The following is a 15,832-nucleotide window of genomic DNA, read 5'->3' as shown; positions in this document are numbered from 1 at the left end:
CTCAGGGCGCAGGATTGGTGAAACGAAGGTGGATCGCGTCGATCGCCTCGGCCAGTCCCGCAGGGAGGAGGCCGTCCCAGACGGCCAGGTTCTCCTGCAGTTGCGCCAGCGTGCTGGCACCGATGATGGTGCTTGCCACGCAGCGTCGACGATAGAGGAAGGCCAGTGCGAGCTGGGTCGGCGTCAGCCCATGTTGGCGGGCGAGCTCGGCGTAGGCCTGCGCTGCGGGAATCACGTTCGGCTTGGTGTAACGCTGGCCGAATTGCTCGAACAGGGTTAGCCGTCCGGTCGCAGCGGCATCGGCCAGGTACTTTCCCGTCAGGTGGCCGAAGGCCAATGGCGAATAGGCCAGCAGGCCGACCGACTCGCGGTGGCAGACCTCGGCCAGACCGTACTCGAACACCCGGTTGAGCAGGTTGTAGGCGTTCTGGGTGGAGACCACCCGCGGCAGGCCGTGCGCTTCGGCCAGGCGCACGAACTCCATCACCCCCCACGCATGTTCGTTCGACACCCCCACATGGCGGATCTTGCCTTCGGCGACCAGCTCGGCCAGCGCTTCGAGCTGGGCGCGGATCGGCGTGCACTCGCGCTCCTTGTCCGGATCGTACTGCCACTGGCCGAACATCGGCTGGTTGCGTTCCGGCCAGTGCAACTGATAAAGATCGATGTAGTCGGTGCGCAGGCGACGCAGGCTGCCCTCCACCGCCTCACGGATATTGGCGCGGTCCAGCGCCAGCGGACCGCCGCGTATCCACTGCAGGCTGCGCGCCGGCCCGGCAACCTTGGTGGCAAGCACAACGCGCTCGCGCTGCTGCCGCACCAGCCAGTTGCCGACGATGCGCTCGGTCTCGCCCGAGGTCTCGGCCCGCGCCGGCACCGGATACATTTCCGCGGTGTCGATGAAATTGATGCCGCGCTCCAGTGCCAGATCGAGCTGGGCGTGCGCGTCCGATTCTCCGGTCTGCTGGCCGAAGGTCATGGTGCCCAGGCACACTGCGGACACCTGCGGGCCGCTGCGACCGAGCACGCGATATTCCATGGGATGCTGCGCCATCTGTCGTGGATCTCCTGTCATTGTCATATCAGGCATCGTCGCTCCGCCCGAGCACGGCATCGCCGCGCTCGCACGTCCCGCCGTGGCGCCTTATCATGCGCCGCTTCCGCATGATACTTCAGCGCGCCCAAGGCCCCGCCCGATGTCCTCCCACTCCGCCGCATCCAGTTTTTCCGTCTCCGGCCTGCTCGCTTACTGCCGCGCGGGGTTCGAAAAGGAACTCGCCTCCGAGCTCGACGATCTTGCGGCCGACGCCGGCCTGATCGGCTATGTCCGTACCGAGCCGGGCAGCGGCTACGCCGCCTTCGAAACCTTCGAACCCGTACCGGTGATTGCGCTGGGCGAGCGCGCTGACTGGCGCAAGCCCGTCTTCGCCCGCCAGCTGCTACCCTGGTTCGACCGCATCGAAGACCTTCCCGAACGCGATCGCGCCACGCCGCTGGTCGACTTGGTCAGGGGCTCCGGCCAGCGCTTTTCCGGCGTCGTGCTCGAAACCCCGGACACCGACGAGGCCAAGCAGCGCTCGGGCTTCTGCCGCCGTTTCACCGAACCGCTCACCCGCGAACTGGAAAAGGCCGGTGCGCTGCGCCTGGGCAAACCCGGTTTGCCGGAACTCCACGTCATGTTCCCTGACGCGACCAGCGCCTGGCTCGCCACCGGCATGAAGGGCCGTTGCGCGCCGTGGCCAATGGGCATTCCCCGCCTGCGCATGCCGTCCAGCGCTCCCAGCCGTTCCACCCTCAAGCTCGCCGAAGCCTTCATGACCCTGCTGAGCGAGGAGGAACGCGACACGCTGCTGCGTGCTGGCATGCGTGCGGTCGACCTCGGTGCGGCCCCCGGCGGCTGGACCTGGCAGCTTGCGCAGCGCGGCATGCGCGTCACCGCCATCGACAACGGCCCGCTGCGCGATACCGTGATGGCCACCGAGATGGTCGAGCACCTCAAGGCCGACGGCTTCACCTGGCGACCGCAGCGGCCGGTGGACTGGATGGTCTGCGACATGGTCGAGCAACCCAGCCGCATCGCCTCGCTGATGGCCGAGTGGGTTGCCACCGGCCGCTGCCGCCACACCATCTTCAACCTCAAGCTGCCAATGAAGCGCCGGCTCGATGCCGTCGAGCAGTGCCGCGAACTGATCCGCAAGCGGCTTGCCAGCGTCGGCCCCTTCGATCTGCGCATCAAGCAGCTGTACCACGATCGCGAGGAAGTGACCGCCTACCTGACGCTGAAGAAGTAAGCGCGCGGCCGGCTGCCGGAAAAACATCGGAAGCACTTGTCACGAAAAGGCTTTCGGTGCACGTGTATAATCACGGCTTTCCATGCACCCGGCCTGCCGGCTGGCGCGAGCGCTTCCGGGGCGGTTCCGTCCCCGGTCCATGTTCCTCCCGCCGCCCGGAGCGGCACCATCCACCGCACGGCCGCCAACCAGAAAGGCGCCCATGAGTTTTGCCGACCTCGGCCTCATCCCCGAACTGCAGCGCGCAGTAGCCGACGCCGGCTACACCGAGCCGACGCCCATCCAGCGCCAGGCCATCCCCATCGTCATCGCCGGCCACGACGTCATGGGCGGCGCCCAGACCGGCACCGGCAAGACCGCCGGCTTCACCCTGCCGCTGCTGCACCGCCTGGCCCGCCACGCCAACACCAGCACCTCGCCGGCGCGCCACCAGACGCGGGCGCTCATCCTCGCGCCCACGCGCGAGCTGGCGATGCAGGTGTACGAGTCGGTCAAGACCTACAGCAAGCACCTGCCGCTGCGCGCCACCTGCATCTACGGCGGGGTGGACATGAACCCGCAGATCCAGGAACTGCGGCGCGGCATCGAGATCGTCATCGCCACCCCGGGCCGCCTGCTCGACCACGTACAGCAGAAGACGATCAATCTCACCCAGGTCGAAATGCTGGTGCTGGACGAAGCCGACCGCATGCTCGACATGGGCTTCATCCCCGACATCAAGCGCATCCTCGCGCTGCTGCCGGCCAGCCGCCAGAGCCTGCTGTTCTCCGCCACCTTCTCGGACGAGATCAAGAAACTCGCCGACCAGATGCTGAAGAGCCCGCAGCTGATCGAGGTGGCGCGGCGCAACATGGTGTCGGAGACCATCACCCACCGCGTGCATCCGGTGTCCTCGGGCATGAAGCGCAACCTGCTTGCCCACCTGCTGCGCCACCAGCCCGACACCCAGGCGCTGGTCTTCGTCGATACCAAGCTGGTGTGCGGCCGGCTCGCCCACTTCCTGGAGCGCCACAGCATCTCGGCCGACTCCATCCACGGCGACAAGAGCCAGCAGCAGCGCACCGAAACGCTGGAAGCCTTCAAGGCCGGCAAGCTGCGGGTGCTGGTCGCCACCGACGTCGCCGCACGCGGCATCGACATCGACGAGTTGCCCTACGTCATCAACTACGAGCTGCCGCACACCGCCGAAGACTACGTGCACCGCATCGGCCGCACCGGCCGTGCCGGCCACCAGGGCAACGCGGTGTCGCTGGTGTGCACCGAGGAAAAGCACCTGCTGGCCGACATCCAGAAGCTGATCAAGCTGGAGATCCCGCAGGAAGTGGTGCCCGGCTTCGAGCCCGACCCCGACTTCTTCGAAGCCGGCAGCCGCGCCCACAAGGGCCGCCGCCCCGTTGAGGATTTCGACGAGCGGCCCAAGCGCGAACCGCGCGCAGCGCGCGAAGAGCGCCCGGCACGCGAGGACCGCGGCGCCCGCAACGTGGTCGCCAAGCGCCCACGCTCCACCATCGCCGCGGACGGCTTCGACTTCAGCAAACCCTATGTCGCCAAGCCGGTGGGCACGATCGACGGCACCACGCCGGCGCCGGAACATGCCGATGCCGATGCGCCGCTGCGTCGTCCGCAACGCCCCATCGCCTTCCTGCTCGGTGGCCTGGGGCGGAAATAGGGCCGCCTCGCCCGGTTATTCGGCGGCTTGCGCGACTGCGCTTCAAGTATTCTGGTTCCCAGCCGATATGTGCCCGGAACACCTGGAATGCAGCCGCCGATGAATCCAGCAGGTCGCCCTCGAGGCGAAGACAAACCCGATGATCGCCCCCAGGAGCCCTTCCTTCCGGATCTGTCGGAAGGTGCGGAAACCGGGGTTTATCTTGCCCTCCTCGAACTGCTCGACGAGGGCCTGATCATCACCGGCGACGAAACCATACTCGACGCCAACAGCGCCGCCTGCAAACTGCTGCAGCGCGACTACCGCCAGCTTGCCGGACGGCCGCTGGCCGATATCTTCCCGTCCGAGCGCGCCTTCATCGAGGCCCGGGCGCGGCTCTTCATCCGCGGCGAAATGCGCGGCGCCATCACGGTATCCCTGCCCGCCGGCGGCGAGCGCGAACTGCAGTTCATCGCAGCGCCGCGCCTGCGCCCCGGCATCCACGCCCTCATCCTCAGCCCGCTGCCAGCAGCGGGAAGCCGCGACGACCCCGCGTGCTTGCCGGTCGACACGGTATGGCCGCGCCTTGCCGCTGCGCTGTCGCAGCCGGTCATCGTCATCGACGACGCCGGGCGCATCACCGCCGCCAATGCCGCGGCGCTGGCCACGCTCGGCATGCAGCGTGACGAACTGATCGGCAAGCCGCTCGGCGACAAGCTGTGGGTGGAATGGCCGGCAGCCGACGCGCCGCCGGTCGCCCGTCTTGCCATCCCCGGCCGCGAAGGCCACTTCACCGCCCGCCAGTTGGCCGGCCCGCGCCCCGGCTGGCGGCTGCTGATCCTGCCGCCAAGCGCCGAGGCAAGGTCTGTCGCCGCATGCGTGCCGGCCGAAGATGCCGGTTCGACCGCGCTGCAGCTTCCGGTGGACGTGTTCGACGCCGCCAGCCAGGCCATCCTCGTCACCGATGCCAGCAATCGCATCGTCGCGGTCAATCGTGCCTTTACCGAGATCACCGGTTACAGCCGCGAGGAAGTCCTCGGGCGCAATCCCTCGCTGCTAAGCTCCGGGCGCCAGGAGACCGGCTTCTACGCCGACATGTGGCAAACCCTTGCCACCAGCGGAGAGTGGCAGGGTGAGATCTGGAACCGCCGCAAGAATGGCGAGATCTTTCCGGAGTGGCTTACGATCACCGCCGTCCGCACCGGACAGCAGCCGCCACGCCATTACATCGCGATGTTCACCGACCTCACCGCCCGGCGCCAGGCGGAAGCACGAGCCGAGTACGTCGCCCGCCACGACATCCTCACCGGCCTGCCCAACCGGCGCCTGTTCGAGAGCCGCTTCAAGGACGCCGTCGGACGGGCACGCCTGCGCCGCGGCAGCATCGGCCTGCTGCGCATCGATGTCGACAAGTTCAAGGCGGTCAACCAGGAGCATGGCGACAATACCGGCGACGCCTTCCTGCAGCAGATCGCCCGCCGCCTGCTCAGCAGCCTGCCGCAAGCGGCCGTGCTCGCACGCGAACGCAGCGACACCTTCCTGGCCTTGCTGCCCGACCTCGATCTGGCCGGCGCCACCACCCGCGCCGCCGACCAACTGCTCGCGGCCCTCGCGCCCCCCTTCCGTGCGGAACACGCCGAGGTCCACCTGACCGCGAGCATCGGCATTGCCCTCTATCCGGCCGACGGCACCGATCTCGAAACGCTGCTGCGCCGCGCCGGCAGCGCGCTGCACCAGGCGCGTCGGCTCGGCGGCAACAACCACCAGCGCTATGTCGCCGAGAACGGCAGTGCCGGCCTCGATCAGGCCGACTTCGGCGGCGGGCTGTACGCCGCGCTCGAACGACAGGAACTCGAAGTCCACTTCCAGCCGCTGGTCGATGCCCGCAGCGGCCGCATCTGCGCTGGTGAAGCCCTGCTGCGCTGGCGCCATCCCGAACTCGGCCTCGTCCCCTACCGCCACTTTGCCGACGCTGCACGCGAAAACGGCCTGATCGTGCGGCTGGGCGACTGGATCCTGAACGCCGCCTGCAACGCTGCGGCCCGGTGGCCCACCATCGAGGGGGCCATCCCGACGGTCACCGTCAATGTCGCCATCGAACAGGTCATGCGCGGCGACTTCGCCGACGCCGTGGAGCGCGCCCTGGGGCACGCCGGCCTGCCGGCAGACAAGCTGGAACTCGATCTCGACGAAGGCATCCTTGCCACCGACAACGATCACGTCCGCACGACCCTGGGCCAGCTCGCCGGCCGCGGTATCCGACTGGCGATCGACGACTTCGGCCGCGGTCTGTCGTCCATCCCGCGTCTGCGACGGTATCCGGTACGGGCGCTCAAACTGGCCCCCGGCCTGGTGCAGGGCGTCGGCAGTAGCGAGGACAGCGAGGCCGTCGTCGAAGCCATCGCCGGCATGGCCGGCTCGCTCGGTCTCAAGATCTTCGCCCGGGGCGTGAGCGATGCGGCGCAACAGGCCTTCCTGTCGGCGCTCGGCTGTCACCTGCAGCAAGGACCGCTGTTCGGGACGCCGCTGGCGACCGACGCCTTCGCCGCCTACCTCACCGCGCGCACCGGCTGAAACCTCAGTAGTCCATCAGGCTGGGACAGGTTTCCTCACGGCCGGTCATCGCACTGAAGCGCTTCAGCCGCTCGCGCACGAAATCATCCGGCACCCGCCGGTCGGCACAATAGTCGCGCAGGGTCATCGCATAGGCGACGTTCTGCATGTCGGTCACCGTCTTGGCGATGGCCGGGAAAGTGTAGTTGCTGGTATCGCGCCAGTTATCAGCCGGCTTCCTGGCGCTCGCCCCGCTTTCTGCTGCCACGGCGGCGGCCCCTGCGGCCGGTGACGCGACCGGCGCGGCGGTGCCCTGCGCCATCGCGGCGGACACAGGCAACATCAGCAACAGGATCAGACGCAAAAAAAACATTGGGCCGCAAACCGGGAAACAGTAACCTCCCGGTTTACGGCCCGATGCGGCCATCTCTTGAGCGTCAGGCGCCACCTCGGTCCGCAGCCCGAAGCGACGCCGGTCCATCACACCTCCAGCGCCTTCACATGCGTGATCACCTCGGCGATCGCCTGCTGCGCGCTGCCGTAGAGCATGCGGCAGTTGTCCTTGTAGAACAGCGCATTCTCGATCCCGGAGTAGCCCGCGCCCTTGCCGCGCTTGACCACGATCACGTTCTGCGCCATGTCCACATTCAGGATGGGCATGCCGTAGATCGGGCTGGACTTGTCGGTGCGCGCCACCGGATTGACCACGTCGTTGGCCCCGATCACGAGCGCCACCTCCGCCTGCGGGAAGTCGGCGTTGATCTCCTCCAGGTCGAAGATCTTGTCGTAGGGCACGCCCGCCTCGGCCAGCAGCACGTTCATGTGGCCCGGCATGCGTCCGGCGACCGGGTGGATCGCAAAGACGACCTCCACCCCGCCCTCTTCGAGCAGCTGCGCCATCTCCCACACCTTGTGCTGGGCACCGGCCACGGCCATGCCGTAGCCCGGCACGATGATGACCTTGCTCGCGTAGCGCATCACCGACGCCGCATCGAGCGCCGAGAACTCCTTCATCGTCCCTTCGATGCCTTCTCCGCCGCCCGATGCCGCCCCGCTGATCGGGGTGAACAGCACGTTGGAGATCGGACGGTTCATGGCTTTCGCCATCAGCTGGGTGAGCAGCGTGCCGGATGCCCCGACCACGATGCCGGCCACGATCAGCGCCGGATTGCCGAGCACATAGCCTTCGAATCCGACCGCGAGGCCGGTGAAGGCGTTCAGGAGCGAGATCACCACCGGCATGTCGGCGCCGCCGATCGGGCTGGTGAGAATCGCGCCGAGGATGAGCGCGAGCACGAAGAAGGCGATCACCAGCTGCGGGTTGATGGTGTCCGCAGCGATGATGGCCACGCCCAGCCCGATGGTGACCAGCGCCAGCGCCACGTTCACCGCGTTCTGCGCCGGCAGCCGCCAGGCCTTCTTCATGATGCCCTGCAGCTTCGCGAACGCGATGCACGAGCCCGAGAAGGCGACCGAGCCGATCAGCGCGCCCAGCACCGCGAGTGTGGCGACCACGGTGCCGTGCACCTCGCCACGGGCGAACTCAAGCGCCGCGATCGCGGCCGCGGCGCCGCCGCCCATGCCGTTGTAGATGGCGACCATCTGCGGCATGTCGGTCATCTTGACTGTCTTGCCGCTCCACCAGGCCACGGCCGCGCCACTGACGATGGCGAGAATCATCCAGCCGAAGTTCTGCAGTCCCGGCGTGGCGAAGGTGACCAGGGTGGCGGCCACCATGGCGATGCCGCCCCAGACGATGCCGCGCCGCGCCGTCACCGGCGAACTCATCGCCTTCAAGGCGAGGATGAAGACGACTGCGACCGCGAAGTAGGACGCGTCGATGAACCACTTGGCCGTCATTGCGCGCCCTCCTTCTTGCTGCCCTTGTTGCCGCTCTTGTTGAACATTGCCAGCATGCGCTCGGTCACCACGTAGCCGCCGGCGGCATTGGCCGCGCCGAGGAACACGGCGACGAAGCCGATCGCCAGCTGCAGCGGGCTCTCCGGGTCGGCATGGCCGAGCACGACCATCGCGCCCACCAGCACCACGCCGTGCACGAAGTTGGAGCCCGACATCAGCGGGGTGTGCAGGATCACCGGCACCCGCGAGATAACCTCGTAGCCGGTAAAGGCGGCGAGCATGAAGATGTAGATTGCGGTAAAGCCTTCCATGGCAGCGTCTCCGTTACAGGCCGAGGGCGGCTTTGACGCCGGCGTGGCGCAGCTCGCCGGCGTGGGTGAGGCAGGTACCCGCGAGCACTTCGTCGTCCCAGTCGAGCGTGAGCGCGCCGTCCTTGATGAAGGGGCCGATGAAGTTGAAGAGGTTCTTGGCGAGCATCTCGGCCGCGTGCACCGGCATGCGGCTGGCGATGTGGGTGGGGCCGATCACCAGCACGTCGTTGATCCAGGTCTTTTCCCCGGCGACGGTGCCTTCGACGTTGCCGCCGGTCTCGGCCGCCATGTCGACGACGACCGCGCCCGGCTTCATGCGCGCGACCATGTCGGCGGTGATGATCTTCGGCGCACGCTTGCCGGGGATGGCCGCGGTGGTGATCAGCGCGTCGCACTGGGCGACGGCCTTGGCCAGGCGCTCCGCCTGTTTCGCCTTCTCTTCCTCGGTGAGTTCGCGGGCGTAGCCGCCGGTACCGGCCGCCGAGACGCCGGTGTCGACGAACTTGGCGCCGAGCGATTCGATCTGCTCACGGGTCTCCGGGCGCACGTCGTAGGCTTCGACCATGGCGCCGATGCGCCGCGCGGTGGCGATCGCCTGCAGCCCGGCGACGCCGGCGCCGATCACCAGCACCTTGGCCGGGCGGATGGTGCCGGCGGCGTAGGTGAGCATGGGGAAGAACTTGGGGCTGTGGTCGGCGGCGATCAGCGCGCATTCGTAGCCCGCCACCGCGCCCTGCGAGGAGAGCACGTCCATGCTCTGCGCGCGCGAGATGCGCGGCAGGAGTTCCATCGCGAAGGCGGTGATCTGCTTCTCCTGCAGCAGCTTCGCCCGCGCGGCATCGCTCCACGGTTGCAGCAGGCCGATCAGCACCGCACCCGGCTTCATCGCCGCCAGCCGCTCCAGGCTCGGCGGCTGCACGCACAGCAGCACGTCGGCCTCGCCGAACACCGCTTCGGCGCCGGCCAGCGTCACCTCCGCGAAGGCTTCATCGCGGTAGTGCGCCGGCATCCCGGCACCCTTCTGCAGCATCACCCGGGCGCCGAGGCCCTGGTACTTCTTCACCACGTCGGGGACCACCGGCAAGCGACGCTCGCCGGGGGTGGTCTCCGCTGGCACTCCGATCAACAGAGGCATGGGGTAAATCCTCCCTTAGGATTGGATGGAAAATGCGCGCCGGAACCGCTTTTATATATTTGGAATCTCCCTGCCCCACACCAGAACGGTGCGCAGCCGGCGCCACGCCGGATATTACCGGTAAAGGCCGTGTACGCAACCTTCAGTCTGACGAGGTCGCAGCACTGCCGACGCCACCGCACATGCTGCCCGGATTGCCGCGGCACTGGCGTCCTGCCCGGCGACGGTCGTTCGCGGCTAGTCCCTGGCGCCGGACGGACGGCCCGGCCTGGGAGCCTGCGCGTCAGACAGCTTGATGATGGCCAGCGAGATATTGTCGCCATAGCCGCCCGCACGGTCGCGGGCGAGGTCGATCAGCAGTTGCGCGGCTTCACGCGGTGTGTGGCTGTCGATGACGGTGGCCAGCTCTTCGCTCGAGAAGTAGGACCACAACCCGTCGGAACACAACAGAAAGCTGTCGCCTGCGACCAAAGGCCGGGCCTCGCCGTACTCGATGCGCGGCTCACGGTCGCTGCCCAGGCAGGACAGCAGCACGTTGCGCTGCGGATGCCTGAGTGCCCCCTCTTCGTCCAGCTTGCCCTTGCGCAACAGTTCGCCGACCAGCGAATGGTCCTGGCTACGCAGGCAGGTTTCGCGACCGCGGAAGTGGTAGAGGCGGGAATCGCCGCAATGCACCCAGCTCGCCCGGCCCGGCTGCAGCACGAACACCACGGCGGTGCTGTGCGGATCCTGTTCGCTGGTGAAGCGGGTGAGTTTGATGACCACGTGCGACTCGCGCACGATGCTGTCGAGCAGATGCTCGGCCGTCTCATGCTGAGGCATGAAGGCTTCGAAGTTCTGCTTGGCTTTGATCGCGACCTGCTCGGCCGCCATCGCACCGCCCGAATGCCCGCCCATGCCATCGGCCAGCACCGCGAGCAAGGTGCCGGGCTGCGTCGGATGCGCAAACAGCGCGACCCGGTCCTGCTGCTCCTTCCGGTCTCCGGTGTGGCGGGCAACACAGGTCTCGGCGATCAACGGCATGACAGGAGCAGGAAGAACGGGAAGGCGGCGATCATAACAACCATCGCCGGATTTGGGGTGCCTACGCGCGATCCGGCACCCCGGCGCTGCGGCAAGGCAGCACGCCGCCCGCTCGGCCGCGGCGCTAGAGCGGAAAACCGTTCAGGCGGGCGTCGATGGCCTCGATCCAGTGCCGCACCGGCGTCGACGTACCTGCCTGCAAGTGCGTGATGCAGCCGATGTTGGCCGACAGGATGATGCCCGCGCCGCCCGCGCCCAGCGCGGCAAGCTTGTTGTCGCGCAACTGATGCGAGATCTCCGGCTGCAGCAGCGAATAGGTTCCGGCCGAACCGCAGCACAGGTGGCCGTCGCGTACCGGGGTGAGCCGGAAGCCTGCGGCGGCGAGCAGTTGCTCGACCACCCCGCGTACCTTCAATCCGTGCTGCAGGGTGCAGGGCGCATGCCAGGCGACTGCAGTTTCGCCGCCGCCCTTGGCGTTCAATTGAGCCCGCAGCTGCCCGGCCTCGCCGGCGACGACCTCGGCCACGTCGCGGGTGAGTGCGCTGATGCGCGCCGCCCTCTCGGCATAGGCCGGATCGTGTTGCAGCAGATGGCCGTAGTCCTTCACCTGCACGCCGCAGCCCGATGCGGTCATCACGATGCCTTCGACCTCGCCGCTCTCAATTGCCGGCCACCAGGCGTCGATGTTGCGTCGCGCCTCGCCGCGGGCGCCGTCCTGGTCGTTCAGGTGAAAGCGGACGGCACCGCAGCAGCCGGCCGTGGGCGCTTCCTGCAGTGAAATCCCCAGCGTATCGAGCACCCGCGCAGTGGCGGCGTTGATGGACGGTGCCATCGCCGGTTGAGCGCACCCGGCCAGCGCATACATGCGCCGCGCATGGCGTGGCCGCGGCCACGGCCCGGATGCGCGCGCCACTGGCACCTTGTCCTTGAGCACCGTCGGCAGCAGGCCACGTACCGCACGGCCGGCCTTCATCGCCGCGCCGAACACCGAGGCGCGCGGCACCAGCTCGCGCAGCACCCAGCGTGCAGCCTGATCCAGCCCGCGGCGCGGCACGCGCTGCTCGACGATGTGGCGGCCGATGTCGGCCAGCCGGCTGTAATGCACACCGGATGGACAGGTTGACTCGCAGGAACGGCAGGTGAGGCAGCGGTCGAGGTGGAGCCGCGTCTTCTCGGTGACGTCCTGGCCTTCGAGCAGCTGCTTGATGAGGTAGATCCGGCCGCGCGGCCCGTCCAGCTCGTCACCGAGCAGCTGGTAGGTCGGACAGGTGGCGGTGCAGAAACCACAATGCACGCACTTGCGCAGGATCTCGTCAGCCTCGCGGCCCTCGGGCGTATTGCGGATGAAATCGGCGAGCTGGGTCTGCATGCGTCAGAGTCCTTGATAGATCCGGCCGGGGTTGAAGATGCCGGCGGGGTCGAAAGCCGCCTTCAGGCGTTGCTGGATGCGCATCAGCGCCTCGGGCAAGGGATGGAAGACGTCGCCGCTGCGATCGCCGCCGGCGAAAAGCGTGGCCGTACCGCCGAGCTGGGCGACGCGCTCGCGCACCGCGGCGGCCGGCTGGTCGGTCTGCAGCCAGCGCAGTGCCCCACCCCATTCGATGAACTGCTTGCCGGCGAGGCGCAGCGGTGCCGCCGAACTCGGCAACGACAGCCGCCACAACGGCGCACGGGCGAACCACGGCGCGGTGTGCTCGCGCACGCTGGTCCAGAAAGCCGCGGCTTCGTCCGCAGCCAGCGTTTCGCCGCCGAGCCGCGCGCGGGCGGCACTCACCGCCGCCTCGGCACCCGACAGCCGCAGCGTGAGCACGCCATCCGCCCAGGCCGACGCCGAGATCGGCAAGGGCTGGCCGCCCCAGTCGTTGAGCCGGTCGATCGCGCTCGCCTCGTCGCACTCGAAGCGCAGGCTGGCCTCGGCGGTGGGCTGGGGCAGCACCTTGAGCGACACCTCCAGCAGCACGCCGAGCGTGCCCATGCTGCCCGCGATCACGCGGGAAACATCGTAGCCGGCCACGTTCTTCATCACCTGGCCGCCGAAGGACAGTACGTCGCCACGACCGTCGAGCAGCTTCACGCCCAGCACGAAATCGCGCAGCGCACCGGCCGCTGCACGGCGCGGCCCGGACAGCCCTGCCGCGACACAACCGCCGACGGTGGCATTCGGGCCGAATGCCGGCGGCTCGAAGGCGAGGAACTGCTGGCGCGTGGCCAGCAGTGCTTCGAGCTCGGCAAGCGGCGTACCGCCGCGCACCGTCACCACCAGTTCGGTCGGCTCGTAGCTCACCACGCCACGATGGCCGGACACGTCGAACGGCTCGCCCTCGCAGCTGCGTCCGTAAAACGATTTGGTGCCGCCGCCGTACAACTGCAGCGGCCTGCCTTCGGCCGCGGCGGCGCGAATGCGCTCGGCCCAGCCGGAAACGATATCGGTCATTGATCTTCAGCCTTGTCTTGGGGTTTGCGGCGCCCGCTCACCGCGCGCAACGCCAGCCAGGCGCCGACCAGCGACAGCACCGGCACCGCGACGAACAGGAACTGCGCCCACGCCTTGTCGCCCATGGCGGATCAGAAGCGCGGCAGTTCGGGATGCGGCAGGGCGCCGCCCGTCACCCGCATGCGGCCATATTCGGCACAGCGATGCAGGGTCGGGATCGCCTTGCCGGGATTGAGCAGACCGAGCGGGTCGAAGGCCGCCTTCACCCGGAAGAACTGGATGCGCTCACGCTCACCGAACTGGCTGCACATCTGGTTGATCTTCTCGACACCGACACCGTGCTCGCCGGTGACGGTCCCGCCCAGCGCCACCGACAGTTCGAGGATGTCGGCGCCGAAGGCTTCCGCCCGCTCGAGTTCGCCCGGCTGGTTGGCATCGAACAGGATGAGCGGATGCAGGTTGCCGTCGCCGGCATGGAAGACGTTGATGCAACGCAGCGCGTACTTCTGCTCCATCGCCTGGATGGCCTCCAGCATTTCACCCAGGCGCTTGCGCGGAATCGTGCCGTCCATGCAGTAGTAATCGGGCGACAGCCGGCCGGCAGCAGGGAAGGCGGCCTTGCGCCCGGCCCAGAACCTGAGCCGTTCGGCCTCGTCACGCGACACCCGGATCTCGGTCGCGCCGCTGTGCTCCAGCACCTCCCGCACGCGGCCGATTTCCTCGGCCACTTCCTCCGGCGTGCCGTCCGACTCACACAGCAGGATGGCCTTGGCGTCCAGCGGATAGCCAGCATGGACGAACTCCTCGACCGCGGCGGTGGCCGGCTGGTCCATCATCTCCAGCCCGGCCGGAATGATGCCGGCGGCGATGATGGCTGCCACCGCTTCACCCGCCTTGACCACATCGTCGAAGGCGGCGAGTACGCACTGCGCAAGCTGCGGCTTGGGTGTGAGCTTGACCGTGACCTCGGTGACCACCGCCAGCATGCCCTCGGAGCCGGTCATCAGCGCCAGCAGGTCGTAGCCCGGCACATCGAGCGCATGGCTGCCGAACTCGACCACCTCGCCCTCGATGGTAACGCCGCGCACCCGCAGCAGGTTGTGCCCCGTGAGGCCGTACTTCAGGCAATGCACCCCGCCGGAATTCTCGGCGACGTTGCCGCCTATGGTGCAGGCGATCTGCGACGACGGATCAGGCGCGTAGTAAAGACCGTAGGGCGCTGCAGCCTCGGAGATGGCGAGGTTGCGTACGCCCGGCTGCACCACGGCCGTCCGCGCATGGGCGTCGAGGTGCAGGATGCGGGTGAAGCGTGCCAGCGACAACAGCACGCCGTGCGTATGCGGCAGCGCGCCGCCCGACAGCCCGGTACCAGCGCCGCGCGCCACCACCGGCACACCGAGTTCGGCGCAGACCTCGAGCACGGCCACCACTTCCGCCTCGGTCGCCGGCAACACCACCGCCAGCGGCAGGGCGCGGTAGGCCGCCAGGCCGTCGCATTCGTAAGGCCGCAGATCCTCGGCCTCGAACATCAGGGCACCGGCGGGCAATACCCGCGCCAGCGCCTCGACCACCCGCGCCTTGTCGATCGCGGAGAAGTCCACGTCGTCGCGGCCGGGCATCGCGTCAGCCGCGGTGAGCACATCGCTTTCAGCCACATTCACCCCCTTTTTGTATCGCCACGGCAACGTCGCACCGTCGCTTCAGATCTGCGTGTCCGCGCCGCGGACACCGTTTACGCCGACGCCATCGGCAGCGGAAAGGCCTGCTCCAGCGAAACCATGCCCAACCTGCGGGCGGCACTCACCAGATGCGCGCGCGCCGCCTCCCGTGCTGCCTCGCCATCCTGCGCACGGATAGCCTCGAAGATGCGCCGGTGCTCGGCCTGAGCCTCGGCCGCACGCCCCGAACGCAAACCGCTCGCGTCCCAGGTCGGCTGACGCGACTCGGAAAACTGGCGCCCCATGAAGGCCAGGAAACGCGCAAGCTGCCCATTGCCGGTTGCGGTGGCGATGGCGACGTGGAAAGCATCGTCGGCGCTCGCACCATCGACGTCGCCAGCCAGCGCGCGTTCCATCTGAGCCAGCGCCGCGGCCAGGCGTTCGAGATCGGTCTGGCTGCGCCGCCGCGCCGCCAGCTCGGCAGCGCCGGTCTCCACCAGGCAACGCATCTCGAACACTTCGGCAAACTCGTCGGGCGTGGCCTCCGCCTCGCGCAGCAGGCGGAAACTGCCCTGCCCCGGCCGGGCCGCGACAAAAGCGCCCAGTCCCTGCCGCGTCTCGACGCAGCCTTCGGCCTTGAGCCGCGAGATCGCCTCGCGCACCACCGCACGGCTGACGCCGAAGCGCTCACACAGCAATTTTTCGGTGGGCAGCTGCGCTCCCGGCACCATGCCCTGGTCGCGTATCCAGTCTTCGATCTGGCGCGCCAGGGTGTCGCTGAGCCGTAAGGGGCGGGGAAGTTTGGCAGCTTGGATCAAGGTTATCTGCTTGTCAGACAAGTTGATGAATCGTAGATCGTGAACGCCGATCTGTCACTAGGGAATTCCCTTAATCCACTGCCGGGAAGCGGGCAAGCAAA

General features: G+C 68.1%; 14 protein-coding genes. 3 read left to right on the top strand and 11 right to left on the bottom strand.

Going from position 1 to position 15,832, the window contains the following annotated elements; all coding sequences use genetic code 11:
• Position 1: 1 nt before the first annotated feature.
• On the bottom strand, positions 2-1,054 hold the full coding sequence (locus CJ010_RS06135; protein ID WP_371415689.1) for an aldo/keto reductase: 1,053 nt from the start codon (positions 1,052-1,054) through the stop codon (positions 2-4).
• A gap of 142 nt (positions 1,055-1,196) precedes the next feature.
• Here CJ010_RS06135 and rlmM point away from each other — a divergent pair, with 142 nt between their 5' ends.
• The 3 genes from rlmM (at position 1,197) to CJ010_RS06120 (ending at position 6,513) form a co-directional block, all read left to right on the top strand.
• Entirely contained in the window at positions 1,197-2,291 is a 1,095-nt protein-coding gene (rlmM, locus tag CJ010_RS06130; RefSeq protein ID WP_141017218.1) for a 23S rRNA (cytidine(2498)-2'-O)-methyltransferase RlmM, read from the top strand.
• A gap of 202 nt (positions 2,292-2,493) precedes the next feature.
• Positions 2,494-3,960, top strand: coding sequence for a DEAD/DEAH box helicase (locus CJ010_RS06125; protein ID WP_141017217.1), 1,467 nt, complete (start codon positions 2,494-2,496; stop codon positions 3,958-3,960).
• A gap of 99 nt (positions 3,961-4,059) precedes the next feature.
• Positions 4,060-6,513 carry an EAL domain-containing protein gene (locus tag CJ010_RS06120; RefSeq protein WP_141017216.1) on the top strand — a complete coding sequence of 818 codons (2,454 nt, stop codon included), beginning with the start codon at positions 4,060-4,062 and terminating at the stop codon, positions 6,511-6,513.
• A gap of 4 nt (positions 6,514-6,517) precedes the next feature.
• Here the strand turns inward: CJ010_RS06120 and CJ010_RS06115 are convergent, their stop codons facing one another.
• The 10 genes from CJ010_RS06115 to CJ010_RS06075 all read right to left on the bottom strand — a co-directional run bounded on the left by CJ010_RS06115 (position 6,518) and on the right by CJ010_RS06075 (position 15,731).
• Positions 6,518-6,973 (bottom strand): hypothetical protein, encoded by a 456-nt coding sequence (locus CJ010_RS06115; RefSeq protein ID WP_240794514.1) that lies wholly within the window; start codon positions 6,971-6,973, stop codon positions 6,518-6,520.
• On the bottom strand, positions 6,973-8,352 hold the full coding sequence (locus CJ010_RS06110; RefSeq protein WP_141017215.1) for an NAD(P)(+) transhydrogenase (Re/Si-specific) subunit beta: 1,380 nt from the start codon (positions 8,350-8,352) through the stop codon (positions 6,973-6,975). The genes CJ010_RS06115 and CJ010_RS06110 overlap by 1 nt, the downstream gene beginning before the upstream one ends.
• Entirely contained in the window at positions 8,349-8,663 is a 315-nt protein-coding gene (locus CJ010_RS06105) for an NAD(P) transhydrogenase subunit alpha (protein WP_141017214.1), read from the bottom strand. The genes CJ010_RS06110 and CJ010_RS06105 overlap by 4 nt, the downstream gene beginning before the upstream one ends.
• A 13-nt stretch (positions 8,664-8,676) precedes the next feature.
• Positions 8,677-9,798, bottom strand: a complete 1,122-nt coding sequence (locus tag CJ010_RS06100; protein WP_141017213.1) for an NAD(P) transhydrogenase subunit alpha — start codon at positions 9,796-9,798, stop codon at positions 8,677-8,679.
• A 237-nt stretch (positions 9,799-10,035) separates the two neighbouring features.
• Positions 10,036-10,821, bottom strand: coding sequence for a PP2C family serine/threonine-protein phosphatase (locus CJ010_RS06095; protein WP_141017212.1), 786 nt, complete (start codon positions 10,819-10,821; stop codon positions 10,036-10,038).
• Positions 10,822-10,945: 124 nt separating this feature from the next.
• On the bottom strand, positions 10,946-12,190 hold the full coding sequence (glcF, locus tag CJ010_RS06090; protein WP_141017211.1) for a glycolate oxidase subunit GlcF: 1,245 nt from the start codon (positions 12,188-12,190) through the stop codon (positions 10,946-10,948).
• A 3-nt stretch (positions 12,191-12,193) separates the two neighbouring features.
• Positions 12,194-13,255 carry a glycolate oxidase subunit GlcE gene (gene glcE, locus CJ010_RS06085; protein WP_141017210.1) on the bottom strand — a complete coding sequence of 354 codons (1,062 nt, stop codon included), beginning with the start codon at positions 13,253-13,255 and terminating at the stop codon, positions 12,194-12,196.
• Positions 13,252-13,380 carry a hypothetical protein gene (locus CJ010_RS25565; protein WP_256378944.1) on the bottom strand — a complete coding sequence of 43 codons (129 nt, stop codon included), beginning with the start codon at positions 13,378-13,380 and terminating at the stop codon, positions 13,252-13,254. Before CJ010_RS25565 ends, glcE begins: the two co-directional genes overlap by 4 nt.
• 6 nt (positions 13,381-13,386) lie before the next feature.
• A complete protein-coding gene (locus CJ010_RS06080) occupies positions 13,387-14,874 on the bottom strand; it encodes an FAD-linked oxidase C-terminal domain-containing protein (protein WP_371415705.1) in 1,488 nt (495 codons plus the stop codon).
• 113 nt (positions 14,875-14,987) lie between these two features.
• Positions 14,988-15,731 carry a FadR/GntR family transcriptional regulator gene (locus tag CJ010_RS06075; RefSeq protein WP_240794513.1) on the bottom strand — a complete coding sequence of 248 codons (744 nt, stop codon included), beginning with the start codon at positions 15,729-15,731 and terminating at the stop codon, positions 14,988-14,990.
• Positions 15,732-15,832 lie beyond the last annotated feature (101 nt).

It is taken from the genome of Azoarcus sp. DD4, from assembly GCF_006496635.1.
Classification (GTDB): Bacteria; Pseudomonadota; Gammaproteobacteria; order Burkholderiales; family Rhodocyclaceae; genus Azoarcus.
The sequence above is the reverse complement of the archived record's forward strand: the minus strand, read 5'-3'. Positions and strand labels throughout refer to the sequence as shown.